This is a genomic window from Streptomyces solicavernae, assembly GCF_029968095.1.
GTDB classification, from domain to species: Bacteria; Actinomycetota; Actinomycetes; order Streptomycetales; family Streptomycetaceae; genus Streptomyces; species Streptomyces solicavernae.
Genome location: NZ_JASCIR010000005.1, coordinates 17,216 through 30,061 on the forward strand (window position 1 = coordinate 17,216; position 12,846 = coordinate 30,061).

A 12,846-nucleotide genomic window follows, 5' to 3' on the forward strand; every position below is an offset into this window, starting at 1 on the left:
TGCGGTCCGAGCGTTCGCGGGCAGCGCCGACTCACTGCAGTCGGCAAGCGCAGCGTCGTGGTCGATCATCAGGGCCCGACGATCCCGCAAGGCATCGGCCGAGCGCCAGTCACTCGACATCCAAGTTCCGGCACCCTCGCTGAAAATAGGGCGTTCGGCGAGCCTGTACCGCCATATAGAGCCGAAAGGCGCCCCTCAGCAGTGGGAGTCCCCTGGGACTTTTCCGGGACTTCCGACCCGATCAACCGGCACGAGCATGCAAGAACAGAGAGACCATTCCCGCAGGTCAGAGGCCACCAGGCAACCATCACGGCAGGTCACGAGGCTCTCGGGTCTCTTCCGGGACATCTGATACGCCTCGCGGTGTGCGCCCGGTGGAACGGCCGCTCGGTCACCGGCCGGCCGGCCTCCTTCGCCCGCACCGGAGGTGACTCGGCCCGCATCGAGTGACCGCGCCACTGGTCTGGACCAGCCCCTTGCCCCTTGCGCCCGTACCCCTCAAGCTCCCCTCATGGAGCTTGAGTTGCGTCACCTCAAGACGATCCGGGCCATCGCCGAAGCCGGCAGCCTCACGCGGGCGGCCACCGCGCTCGGGCTGGCCCAGCCCGCGCTCAGTACGCAGTTGAAACGCATCGAACGGGCCCTGGGCGGGCCGCTGTTCGAGCGGGGGCGGCAGGGGGTGCGGGCGACGGCGCTCGGGGAGCTGGTGCTCGCGCGGGCGCGGATCGTGCTGCCCGCGGTGAGCGAACTGCAGCAGGAGGCCGTACGGTTCGCGCGGACCTGGGACCGGCAGGACGAGCTGACCGTCGGCGGTACGCACGGACCGCTGCTCGGCGGCCTCGTGGACCGGCTCGCCGGCTCGGCGCCGGGGCTGCGGGTGTCCACGCGTACGTCCTGGTCGGAGCGGGAGATCGCCGAGTACGTGGTGGCCGGACGGCTCGACTTCGCGCTGATCGGCGCCTGCGGGGTAGCGCCGCCGCCCGGCGGGGGCACGCTGGCGTGGCGGGAGGTGGCCGTCGACCCGGTATTTGTGATGCTCGCCGACGGCCACCCGCTGGCCGCCCGCGCCGAGGTCCGGCTCGCCGATCTGGCCGGGGAGTTCTGGACGGACGTGCCGGGCGACGGCTGCTTCGCCGACTGTTTCGCCGCCGCCTGCGCCCGCGCCGGGTTCACCCCCGCCGGGGTGTACGAGACGGACACCGCGTCCTGCGTACATCTGGTGCAGGTCGGGCGGGCGGTCGGGCTGTGCCGGGCGACGTTCCCGACCACGCCGGGCATGGTCACACGGCCGCTCACCGACTCGCCGCTGACCTGGCGGCATCTGCTCGGCTGGCATCCGGCGGCGCAGCCCGCGCAGCTCGCCTCGTCCGTGTTCACGCAGGCCTGCGCCGCGCACGCGACGGCCGCGGCGCGCAGCGACAGTTACACGGCCTGGCTCACGCGTCCACGCGGCCCCGCGTGGGGCCATAACACCGGGCAGAGGGTCAACTGACAGCTCCCGCTGGGCTGTTGGTGCCCGTACGTTTTCGGCGGCACCAGCCAACCCGAGCGATCCCCCACGGATTTCCCCCGACCTGAGGAGTGTGCCCCGTGCACGTCCCCAAGCACATCCGCATGCCCGTCCGCATGCCTCGCAGACACGCCCTGGCCGCGTGTGCCGCGCTCGCCACCGTAGGCGCGCTCGCCCTCGCCGGTCCGGCCTCCGCTCAGCCCGACCCGGTGTCCGCAGCGCCCTCCGCCGCCGACACGCTGCAGGTCGACCGCACCTCCCCCGCCGTCCTCGACGCGATGAGCCGTGACCTGGGCCTGACCCGCGCCCAGGCCGCGGACCGGCTGGTCAACGAGGCCGAGGCTGGGGCGACTTCGGGCCGCCTGCGGGCCGCGCTCGGCGGTGACTTCGCGGGCGCCTGGGTGTCCGGCGCAGACTCCGGCCGCCTGACCGTGGCAACCACCGACCCCGCCGACGTACGGACGATCACCGCGCAGGGCGCGCAGGCCGAGGTCGTGCGGCACACGCTGTCCGGCCTGGACGCCGCGAAGGCGAGCCTCGACAAGGCGGCCCGTACGACCGACACGCGGGACGCGCCCGTGTGGTACGTGGACGTGCGGTCCAACTCCGTCGTCGTAGAGGCCCTTTCGGAGCAGGCCGGCGAGAAGCTGCTGGCGGCCGCGGGCGTGGACACGGCGATGGCGCGGGTCGACGCGACCACGCAGCGGCCGCGGGCGCTGTACGACCTGCGGGGCGGCGACGCGTACTACATGAACGGCAGCGGGCGCTGCTCCGTCGGCTTCCCGATCACCAGGAACGGGCAGCAGGGCTTCGCCACGGCCGGGCACTGCGGCCGGCCCGGGACGACGACCAGCGGCTACAACCGGGTCGCGCAGGGCACCTTCCAGGCCTCGACGTTCCCCGGCCGGGACATGGCGTGGGTGGCGGCCAACTCGCAGTGGACCTCGACGCCTTACGTGAAGGGGCGGGGCGGCGTGAACGTGCAGGTGACGGGGTCGACGCAGCAGCCGGTGGGCGCGTCCATCTGCCGCTCGGGCTCGACCACGGGCTGGCACTGCGGCACGATCCAGCAGCACAACACCAGCGTCACGTACCCCGAGGGCACCATCAGCGGCGTCACGCGCACCTCGGTGTGCGCCGAGCCGGGCGACTCCGGCGGCTCGTACATCTCCGGCAGCCAGGCGCAGGGCGTGACATCGGGCGGCTCGGGCAACTGCAGCTCGGGCGGCACGACGTTCCACCAGCCGATCAACCCGCTCCTGCAGACGTACGGCCTCACGCTGAAGACCTCCACGGGCGGCACGGACCCCGGTGAGCCGGGTGAGCCGGGCGGTACGTGGGCGGCCGGCGGTGTCTACGAGGCGGGCGCCACGGTGACGTACGGCGGTACGACCTACCGCTGCCTGCAGGCACACCAGGCGCAGGCGGGCTGGGAGCCGCCGAACGCGCCGTCGTTGTGGCAGCGGGTGTGAGGGCTGCTGCGGCAAGGGTGCGCTGAGGCGGGGTCGAGGGGCAGCTTCCCCTCGACCCCGCTCGTCGCTCGTCGCTCCTCGCTGCCGGGGACTGCGCCCCCGGGCCCTCAGGGTGAGGAACACCCGCGCCCCCTACTCCAGCACCGCCACCCCCTCCAGCTCCACCACACACTCCTCGTCCCACAACCTGACCGCCCCGATGACCGCCATCGCCGGGTACTCGCGGCCCGCCAGCCTCCGCCAGATGCGGCCGAGTTCGGGCGCGTGCGCGCGGTAGTCCGCGACGTCCGTGGCGTACACCGTGACCTTGGCGAGGTCGGACGGCGCGCCGCCTGCTGCGCGGAGGGCGGCCAGCAGATGGGTGAGGGCGCGCTCGAACTGCTCGGGCAGCGTGCCCGGGACCGGCTTGCCGTCGGGGTCGAGGGCGGTCTGCCCGGCGAGGAAGACGGTGCGGGAGCCGGTGGCGGTGACGGCGTGGGAGAAGCCGGTGGGCGGGGGCAGTTCGGCGGGGTTGACGCGTTCCAGGCTCACTCCGTGCCCTCCTCGGCGAGCTGCGCGTACTGCCCCTCGGCGAGCTCCGCGTACAGCTCCTTGGCGATGATGGTGCGCTGGACCTCGGTGGCGCCCTCGTAGATGCGGGGCGCGCGGACCTCGCGGTAGAGGTGTTCGAGCAGGTGGCCGCGTTGCAGGGCGCGGGCGCCGTGGAGTTGGACGGCCGCGTCGACGACCTGCTGCGCGGTCTCGGTGGCGAGGAGTTTCGCCATGGCGGCGCGGCGCGGGACGTCGGGTTCGCCCCGGTCGTACGCCGCGGCGGCCGCGTACACGAGGAGGCGGGCGGCCTCGGTGCGGGTGGCGAGTTCGGCGAGCTGGTGGGCGACGGACTGGAGGTCCTTCAGCCGGCCGCCGAAGGCGCGGCGTTCGGCGGTGTGCGCGAGGGTCGCGTCGAGCGCCGCCTGCGCCATCCCCACCGCGAACGCGCCGACGCTCGGCCGGAACAGGTTCAGCGTGCCCATCGCGACGCGGAAGCCGCGGTCGACCTCGCCGATCAGGTCGTCCCGGCGCACCGGCACGCCGTCGAAGGCGAGGGCGCCGATGGGGTGCGGGGAGATCATGTCGAGCCGCGTGCCGGTGAGGCCCGGGCGGTCGGCGGGGACGAGGAAGGCCGAGACGCCTCGGGCGCCCGCACCGGGGGTGGTGCGGGCGAAGACGGTGTAGAAGTCGGCCTCGGGGGCGTTGGAGATCCAGCACTTCTCGCCGGTGAGCCGCCAGCCGTCCCCGGCCCCAGCCCCGGCCCCCTCTCCGTCCCGGTCCCCGACCCCGGCCCCGCGCCCGACCCCGGGGTCCCGCTCCGCCGCCAGCGCGAGCGCCGCCGCGTCGGAGCCCGCGTCCGGCTCGCTCAGCGCGAAGGCCGCAACCGCGCTGCCCTCTCTGACCTGCGGCAACCAGCGGGCGCGCTGCGCGGGAGTGCCGTGCGCGTACACCGGGTGGGCGCCCAGCCCTTGCAGCGCGAGCGCGGTCTCGGCCTCCGTGCAGCCGTACGCGAGGGATTCGCGCATCAGGCACAGTTCGAGCGATCCGGAGGTGAACAGCCGTTCCAGGAGCCCGAGTTCGCCGAGGACGCGGACCAGCGGGCGGTTGATCCGGCCCGGCTCCGCCTCCTCGGCGAGGGGTTGCAGGCGCTCGGCGGCCAGGGCGCGCAGCTCCGCACACCACTGGAGTTCCTTCGGATCGAGCGCGAATTCTGACACCGGCACGCCTCCTTGCAGCGGAGTTATCGCGATGCGTTGACTGTCGTCACCAACACGATACGCTCGATGGGCGACGCCACCACCGTCCTCGGCACTTCTGAGGGGCGCACGATGGAGCTGACAACCTCGGCCCACGCCGACACCTTCCCCCGCGACCACCTTCCTCCGCACGACCAGTGGCCGCACCTGGACTTCGGACTGCCCGAGCTGCAGTACCCGGAGCGACTGAACAGCGCGACCGAACTCCTGGACGGCACCGTGGACCGTCTCGGCCCGGACCGCCCCGCCTTCCGCACGCCGGCCGGCGAGGTCTGGTCGTACGGCGGACTGCAGGACCGGGTCGACCGGATCGCGCGGGTGCTCACCGACGAGCTCGGTGTGGTGCCCGGCAACCGCGTGCTGCTTCGCGGCCCGACCACGCCCTGGCTTGCGGCCTGCTGGCTGGCGGTCCTGAAGGCGGGTGCGGTCGCCGTGACCGTGCTCGCGCAGCAGCGGGCCGCCGAGCTGGCCACGGTCTGCGAGATCGCCCGGGTCCAGCACGCGCTGTGCGACGCCCGGCACGTCGAGGACCTGGTCAGGGCCGAGGTGCCCGGGTTGCGGATCACGCCGTTCGGTGGTGCGGGGCCCGACGACCTCGTGGCGCGGGCGGAGCGGCAGGAGGGCGGCTTCACGGCCGTGGACACGGCCGCGGACGACGTGGCGCTGATCGCGTTCACGAGCGGTACGACCGGACGGCCCAAGGGCTGTATGCACTTCCACCGGGACGTCCTCGCGATCGCCGACACCTTCTCGCACCACGTGCTCCGCCCCACCCCGGACGACGTGTTCGCGGGCAGCCCGCCGCTCGGCTTCACCTTCGGGCTCGGCGGCCTGGTGGTCTTCCCGCTGCGGGCCGGCGCCTCCGCGCTGCTGCTCGAACAGGCGGGCCCCAAGCAGCTGTTGCCCGCGATCGCCGAGCACCGGGTGTCGGTCGTGTTCACCGCGCCGACCGCGTACCGCGCGATGCTCGACGAGGTCGCCACTTACGACATCACCTCGCTCCGGCGCTGCGTCTCGGCCGGCGAGAACCTGCCGGAGGGGACCTGGGAGGCCTGGCAGGAACGGACCGGCCTGCGCATCATCAACGGCATCGGCGCCACGGAACTCCTGCACATCTTCATCTCCGCCGCCGACGACGCGATCCGCCCCGGCCGCACCGGCCTGCCCGTGCCGGGCTGGCAGGCGCGGATCGTGGACGATTCCGGGAAGCCCGTGCCGGACGGCGAGCCCGGTCTGCTCGCGGTGCGCGGCCCGGTCGGCTGCCGCTATCTCGCCGACCCGCGCCAGCAGGAGTACGTACGGGACGGCTGGAACCTCACCGGGGACACATACGTCCGCGAACCGGAGGGCTACTTCCGGTACGTGGCCCGCGCAGACGACATGATCATCTCGGCCGGGTACAACATCGCGGGCCCCGAGGTCGAGGACGCGCTGCTCCGGCACCCGGACGTGGTGGAGGCCGCCGTGGTGGGGCGGCCGGACGAGCTGCGCGGGCAGAGCGTCGTCGCGCATGTGGTGCTGCGGGACGGGGTGCCGCGCACGGAGGCGACGGTGGCGCTGCTCCGGGACTTCGTGAAGGCCGAGCTGGTGCCGTACAAGTGCCCGCGCGAGATCGTCTTCCCGGACGCGCTGCCGCGCACGCCCACGGGGAAGCTGCAGCGCTTCCGGCTGCGGGCACCCTGACAACGCCCCGAGCAGCGGGTTCTAGAGTGATCACGTGGCAGAGCTGCACACTCCACGGTCCCTGATCGTCACGTACTACGGCGCGTACGGCCGTCGTACGCCGGGTCCCGTGCCCGTGGCCGAACTCATCCGGCTGCTCGGCGCGGTCGGCGTCGACGCGCCGTCCGTGCGCTCCGCCGTGTCCCGGCTGAAGCGGCGCGGGCTGCTCGTGCCGCAGCGCACGGCGGACGGCTCCGCCGGGTACGCCCTGTCCGCGGACGCCCGCCAGCTCCTGGACGACGGTGACCGGCGGATCTACGCGCACGGGCGGTCGCGGGACGAGGCGGGCTGGGTGCTCGCGGTGTTCTCGGTGCCGGAGTCCGAGCGGCAGAAGCGGCACGTGCTGCGCTCCCGCCTCACCGGCCTCGGCTTCGGCACGGCCGCGCCCGGCGTGTGGATCGCCCCGGCCCGGCTCTACGAGGAGACCCGGCACACCCTGGAACGGCTCCAACTCGCCGCGTACGTCGACCTGTTCCGCGGCGAGCACCTCGGGTTCGCCGCGACGGCCGAGGCGGTGGCGCGCTGGTGGGACCTCGCTGCGCTGGCCGAGCAGCACGAGGCGTTCCTCGCGGCGCACGAGCCGGTGCTGCGCGCCTGGCAGGCGCGGTCCGAGACCCCGCCGGAGGCGGCGTACCGGGACTATCTGCTCGCCCTGGACAGCTGGCGGCACCTGCCGTACGTCGACCCCGGCCTGCCCTCGGGGCTGCTGCCGCGCGACTGGCCGGGCGAACGGTCGGCCCAGGTCTTCGCCGCCCTGGACTCGCGGCTGCGGGAGGCGGGGGCGGGGTTCTGCGGGGCGGCGGGGGGCTGAACTCGGGGCCGGTCTCGGGGCCGGTCTCGGGCCCCGAAAGGGGCGCGGGGAACTGCGCGCCCAGCCACGACGGCGCAGCACCCGAAAGACAATCGCCGTCCGCAGGACTCTCGGGAAGGGGCGGGTCAGGGGAGAGAAAAAGCGAGTATGCTCAACTTGGGCGACTGACCAATGCGACTGACCAATGCGACTGACCAATGCGACTGACCAATGCGGCCGCCCAAGCGAGTGACCCGGAGAACCCCATGCCCCCACCACCCCCCACCGCCGCCGAACGCGGCATCGAGGTCCGGCAGCGGCTGCTGCGGGCCGCCGTCGAGCTGATCGGCGAGGTCGGCACGCAGAGCGTCAGCACCCGGCTGCTCGCCGAGCGGGCCGGCGTGCGGCCGGGGCTCGTCCACTACCACTTCGCGTCCCTGCCCGCCCTGCTGCGCCAGGCCGCGATGGGCGCGATGCGGCCGCTGCTCACCGAGGGGACCGCGGCCTTCACCGCCGCCGACTCCCCCGCCGAGGGCGCCGAGCTGCTGCTCCGCCAGCTGGACGGCTACACCGGGCGCGACCCGCAGTCGCTCCTGGCCGTCGAGGTGTACCTGAGCTCCGCGCGCGACCCGGAGCTGCGCGCCGCCCTGTCGGGGCTGGTGGCGGAGTTCCGGGAGGCCATCGCCGCCGCGCTCGACTCCGCGGGCCACCCCGACCCGGCCGGGGCGGCGGCCACGCTGGCGGCTCTGCTCGACGGATTCGTGCTCCACAAGGGCCTGTCCCCGGAGCTGACCGCGGACGACGTCATCCCGACGGTGCGCCACCTGATGCAGCCCTGAGATCAACCGGGACCAGCCGGGACCAGCCGGGACCAGCCGAAAGCAGCCGAAAGCAGCCGAAAGCAGCTGAAAAGCAACCGAGAGCAACCGAAAGCAACCGAAAGCAACCAAGCTCAAGGGGGAACCACCGTGAAAGCACTGATCTGCGGAGCCGGCATCGCCGGCCTGGCCCTGGCCGAGCGGCTGTCCGCGTACGGCTGGGAGGTGCTGCTCGTCGAGCGGGCCGCCGGTCCGCGGCCCGAGGGCTACATGATGGACTTCTTCGGGCCCGGATTCGAGGCGGTCACCGCCATGGGCCTGGAGCCCCGGCTGCGTGAACTCGCCCAGGAGACGGACGAGTTCACCTATGTCGACCCTGCCGGGAAGCCGCTCGCGGCCGTGTCGTACGCGCGCTTCGAGCGGGCCGCGGGCAGCCGCCTCGTCAGCATCATGCGCCCGGCCCTGGAGCAACTGCTCCGCGAGGCCGTCACCGGCAGGCCCGGCGTGCAGGTCCGGTTCGGCGCCACCGTGGACGCCGCCGAGGACCTGCCGGACGGGCGGGTGCGGGCCGGCCTCTCCGACGGGACCGCCGCCGAGGTGGACCTCCTGGTCGGCGCGGACGGCGTCCACTCCCGGGTGCGCGCCCTGCGCTTCGGCCCCGAACGGGACCACCTGCTCCACCTGGGCCTGCACACCGCGGCCTTCACCTTCACCGACCCCGAACTGTTCGCACTGGTACGCAACCGCTTCGCGCTCACCGACACCCTGGACCGCCAGCTCGGCCTGTACGGGCTGCGCGACCGGACGGACGGGGAGCCGTCGGCGGGCGGACGTGTGGCGGCGTTCACGGTCCACCGCGCCGGGACCGAACTCCCCGCCGACCCGCGGGCGGTGCTGCTCTCGGCGTTCACCGGCGCCGGGCCCGTGGCCGACCGGACCTTCGCCCGGCTCCCGGACGGGGCGGGGCTCTACTACGACCAGGTCGCGCAGATCCGCGCCCCCCGCTGGTCGGCCGGGAGCACAGTGCTGCTCGGGGACGCCGCCCACGCGGTCTCGCTGATCGCCGGGCAGGGCGCCTCCCTCGGCATCGCGGGCGCCTACCTGCTCGCGGAGCGCCTGCGCACCGCCACCGGCCCGGAGTCGATCCGCGCCGGGCTTGCCGCGTACGAGTCCCGCTGGCGGCCCGTGGTGACCTCCGTGCAGGACAGCGCCCGCAACCGTGTCACCGGCCTGTTCCTGCCCCGCACGCCGGGCCAGCTGCGCCTGCGCCGCTGGGGGTTCCGCGCCATGAACCTGCCCGGGATGGACCGCGTCCTGGCCCGCTCCTTCCTGCCCAAGGATCACACCCCGGTCACCCGGCTCGCGGCCTGAGCGGACCGGGGCACCGGGGCACCCGGGCACCCAGGCACCCAGGCATCCGGGCACCCGGGCATCCGGGTTCAGTCGAGCCGCAGCCGCGGCTTCGGGCCGTCCGTGCGGCCGGTCTGGGGGCGGCGGCTGCCCGCGCGGTACTGTGCCGGCCACACCACGCCAGGGCCCGTGTAGCCCTGTTCGGCGGCCGCGTGCAGGGTCCAGTGCGGGTCGTAGAGGTGCGGGCGGGCGAGCGCGCACAGGTCCGTACGGCCCGCCAGAATCAAGGAGTTGACGTCGTCCCAGGACGAGATCGCGCCGACCGCGATCACCGGGATGCCGGTCTCGCCGCGGATCCGGTCCGCGTACGGGGTCTGGTACGAGCGGCCGTACGCGGGCTGCTCACCGGCGACGACCTGGCCGGTCGAGACGTCCACCGCGTCGGCCCCGTGCGCGGCGAAGGCGCGGGCGATCGCCACGGCGTCCTCGGCGGTGGTGCCGCCCTCGGCCCAGTCGGTGGCGGAGATGCGGACGGTCATCGGGCGTCCGTCCGGCCACACCTCCCGTACCGCGTCGAAGACTTCGAGGGGGAAGCGGAGCCGGTTCGCCAGGGAGCCGCCGTACGCGTCGGTGCGGTGGTTGGTGAGCGGGGAGAGGAAGCTCGACAGCAGGTAGCCGTGGGCGCAGTGGAGTTCGAGGAGGTCGAAGCCCGCGTCCGCCGCGCGCCGGGCTGCCCCCGTGAACTGATCCCGCAGCACGGGGAGTTCGGCGGCGTCCAGCGCACGCGGGACCTGGCTGACGCCGGGCCGGTACGGGAGCGGGGACGGGGCGACCACCGGCCAGTTGCCCTCGTCGAGCGGGTCGTCGATGCCCTCCCACATCAGCTTGGTGGAGCCCTTGCGGCCGCTGTGCCCGAGCTGGAGGCCGATCGCCGTGCCGGGGGCCCGGTCGTGCACGAAGTCGGTGATGCGGCGCCAGGACTCGGCCTGTTCGGTGGTCCAGAGGCCCGCGCAGCCCGGTGTGATGCGGCCCCGCTCGCTGACGCACACCATCTCGGTCATGACGAGCCCGGCGCCGCCGAGCGCGCGGGCGCCCAGGTGGACGAGGTGGAAGTCGCCGGGCACACCGTCGACCGCGGAGTACATGTCCATCGGGGAGACGACGACGCGGTTGCGCAGTTCGAGGTCGCGCAGCCGCAGCGGCGTGAACATGGGCGGCGTGCCGGGCGGGCAGCCGAACTCGTCCTCGACCTTGCGCGTGAACTCCGGGTCGCGAAGGCGCAGGTTGTCGTGGGTGACCCGGCGGCTGCGGGTGAGCAGGTTGAAGGCGAACCGGCGCGGCGACTGGTCGACGTACCGGGCTAGCTCCTCGAACCACTGCAGGCTGGCGCGGGCGGCGCGCTGCGTGGAGGCGACCACGGGGCGCCGCTCGGCCTCGTACGCGGCGAGGGCATCGGGCAGCGTGGGCTGCTCCTCGACGCAGGCGGCGAGCGCGAGGGCGTCCTCGACGGCGAGTTTGGTGCCGGAGCCGATGGAGAAGTGCGCGGTGTGCGCGGCGTCCCCGAGCAGCACGCAATGGTCGTACGACCAGCGCTCGTTGACGACGGTACGGAAGGTGGTCCAGGTGGAGTTGTTGGAGCGCAGGGGGCGGCCGTCGAGGGCGTCGGCGAAGAACTTCGCGCACCGCTCGACGGACTCCGCCTCGCCGAGCCCGTCGAACCCGGCGGCCCGCCAGACCTCTTCGCGCATCTCGACGATGACGGTGGAGGAGCCGGGCCAGGTGGCGGACCCGGCCTCATACGGGTAGCCGTGCAGCTGCATCACGCCGTGCTCGGTCTCGGCGATCTCGAAGCGGAAGGCGTCGAAGGCGAAGTCGGCGGCCAGCCAGATGTAGCGGCAGCGGTGTTCCTCGATCCGCGGGCGGAACACGTCGGCGTGCGCGGCGCGGGTCGCGCTGTGCACGCCGTCGGCGGCGATGACCAGGTCGTACGTGCTCTTCAGGGTTTCCGCGGGCGGTGCCTCGGTGGAGAAGCGGAGGTCGACGCCGAGCTCGCGGCAGCGGGCGTGCAGGAGTTGCAGGAGCCGGCGTCGGCCGAGGGCGGCGAAGCCGTGGCCGCCGGAGGTGTGGTGGCGGCCGCGGTGCACGATGTCGATGTCGTCCCAGCGGACGAACTCGGCCTGCAGCGCGGCGTACACGGCGGGGTCGGCGTGCTCGATGCCGCCGAGGGTCTCGTCGGAGAGGACGACGCCGAAGCCGAAGGTGTCGTCGGGGGCGTTGCGTTCCCACAGGGTGATCTCGCGGGCCGGGTCGAGGCGTTTGAGCAACGCGGCCGCGTAGAGCCCGCCGGGTCCGCCGCCGATGACGGCGACACGCAGAGCCGTCATGTCAGCGCCCCTGCCACTTGGGGGCGCGCTTCGCGGTGAACGCGGCGTGGAACTCGGCGTAGTCCGCGCCGTTCATCAGGTGCGCCTGGGTGGCCGCGTCCATCTCGACGGCGGCGGCGAGCGGCATGTCCAGCTCGGCGGTGAGCAGAGCCTTGGTCTGCGCGTAGGCGAGGGCGGGGCCTTCGGCGAGGCGGTGGGCGAGTTCCTGGGCGCGGGCGTCGACGCCGCCCTCGTCGGTCAACTCGCTGATCAGGCCGATGCGTTCGGCCTCGGCGGCGCGCACCGTGTCGCCGAGCATGAGCAGCCGGGTGGCGTGGCCGAGGCCGACGACGCGGGGCAGCAGATACGCGGCGCCCATGTCTCCGCCGGAGAGGCCGACGCGGGTGAAGAGGAACGCGAAGCGGGCGGTGGGGTCGGCGATCCGGAAGTCGGAGGCGAGGGCGAGGACGGCACCGGCCCCGGCGGCGACGCCGTGCAGCGCGGCGATCACCGGGAAGGGGCACTCGCGCAGGGCGCGTACGACCTGGCCGGTCATGCGGTTGAAGTCGAGGAGCTGGGCGGTGTCCATGGCGAGGGTGGCGCCGATGATCTCGTCGACGTCGCCGCCGGAGCAGAAGCCGCGCCCCTCCCCGGCGAGCACGAGGGCGCGCACGGACTTCTCGCGGGACAGCTCGGCGAGGAGGTCGCGCAGGTCGGCGTAGGCGCCGAAGGTGAGCGCGTTGAGCTTGTCGGGTCGGGCCAGGGTGACGGTGGCGACGCCGCTGTCGTCCGTGTCGAGGCGGATGTGCTGCCACTTCGGGGTGCGTGCTGCGGATCCGGTGAAGGGACTCATCGTGCGCGGCCTCCTTCGGCCGTCGTCGGTCGGGAGCCTTGCCGGCCTGCCTGCCTGCCTTGCCAGCCTGCCTCGAAGTTATCACTCGTACGTGACTGTCGTCACGGGTGCGCGATAAGGCGCCGCAGCCGGACCGCTGCACGCGCCTGCCGAAGGTCCTAAGGTCCCGTGCCTCGGAGGA

The 12,846-nt window shown here is 73.6% G+C and carries 10 protein-coding genes; 6 read left to right on the top strand and 4 right to left on the bottom strand.

All coding sequences use genetic code 11. From position 1 onward, the window contains the following. Positions 1–511 precede the first annotated feature (511 nt). Together QIS99_RS08285 and QIS99_RS08290 are read left to right on the top strand one after the other, a co-directional pair. Positions 512–1,492, top strand: coding sequence for a LysR family transcriptional regulator (locus QIS99_RS08285; RefSeq protein ID WP_282512021.1), 981 nt, complete (start codon positions 512–514; stop codon positions 1,490–1,492). A gap of 134 nt (positions 1,493–1,626) precedes the next feature. After that, positions 1,627–2,982 carry an alpha-lytic protease prodomain-containing protein gene (locus QIS99_RS08290; protein WP_282512321.1) on the top strand — a complete coding sequence of 452 codons (1,356 nt, stop codon included), beginning with the start codon at positions 1,627–1,629 and terminating at the stop codon, positions 2,980–2,982. A 132-nt stretch (positions 2,983–3,114) separates the two neighbouring features. On the opposite strand, the gene QIS99_RS08295 is transcribed toward QIS99_RS08290, so the two are convergent. Together QIS99_RS08295 and QIS99_RS08300 are read right to left on the bottom strand one after the other, a co-directional pair. After that, positions 3,115–3,513 (bottom strand): RidA family protein, encoded by a 399-nt coding sequence (locus QIS99_RS08295; RefSeq protein ID WP_282512022.1) that lies wholly within the window; start codon positions 3,511–3,513, stop codon positions 3,115–3,117. Next, on the bottom strand, positions 3,510–4,730 hold the full coding sequence (locus QIS99_RS08300) for an acyl-CoA dehydrogenase family protein (protein WP_282512023.1): 1,221 nt from the start codon (positions 4,728–4,730) through the stop codon (positions 3,510–3,512). The genes QIS99_RS08295 and QIS99_RS08300 overlap by 4 nt, the downstream gene beginning before the upstream one ends. Before the next feature lie 111 nt (positions 4,731–4,841). On the opposite strand from QIS99_RS08300, the gene QIS99_RS08305 reads away from it, so the two are divergent. The 4 genes from QIS99_RS08305 to QIS99_RS08320 all read left to right on the top strand — a co-directional run bounded on the left by QIS99_RS08305 (position 4,842) and on the right by QIS99_RS08320 (position 9,470). Beyond that, positions 4,842–6,452 (top strand): AMP-binding protein, encoded by a 1,611-nt coding sequence (locus QIS99_RS08305; protein WP_282512323.1) that lies wholly within the window; start codon positions 4,842–4,844, stop codon positions 6,450–6,452. 34 nt (positions 6,453–6,486) lie between these two features. Beyond that, positions 6,487–7,302 carry a PaaX family transcriptional regulator gene (locus tag QIS99_RS08310; RefSeq protein WP_282512024.1) on the top strand — a complete coding sequence of 272 codons (816 nt, stop codon included), beginning with the start codon at positions 6,487–6,489 and terminating at the stop codon, positions 7,300–7,302. 245 nt (positions 7,303–7,547) lie between these two features. Then, a complete protein-coding gene (locus QIS99_RS08315) occupies positions 7,548–8,120 on the top strand; it encodes a TetR/AcrR family transcriptional regulator (RefSeq protein ID WP_282512025.1) in 573 nt (190 codons plus the stop codon). Positions 8,121–8,249: 129 nt separating this feature from the next. Beyond that, complete coding sequence (locus tag QIS99_RS08320) at positions 8,250–9,470, top strand: FAD-dependent monooxygenase (protein WP_282512026.1); 1,221 nt, start codon at positions 8,250–8,252, stop codon at positions 9,468–9,470. A gap of 68 nt (positions 9,471–9,538) precedes the next feature. Here the strand turns inward: QIS99_RS08320 and QIS99_RS08325 are convergent, their stop codons facing one another. After that, positions 9,539–11,833, bottom strand: a complete 2,295-nt coding sequence (locus QIS99_RS08325) for a bifunctional salicylyl-CoA 5-hydroxylase/oxidoreductase (RefSeq protein WP_282512027.1) — start codon at positions 11,831–11,833, stop codon at positions 9,539–9,541. Position 11,834: 1 nt separating this feature from the next. Next, entirely contained in the window at positions 11,835–12,665 is an 831-nt protein-coding gene (locus QIS99_RS08330; RefSeq protein ID WP_282512028.1) for an enoyl-CoA hydratase family protein, read from the bottom strand. Between the last annotated feature and the right edge of the window lie 181 nt (positions 12,666–12,846).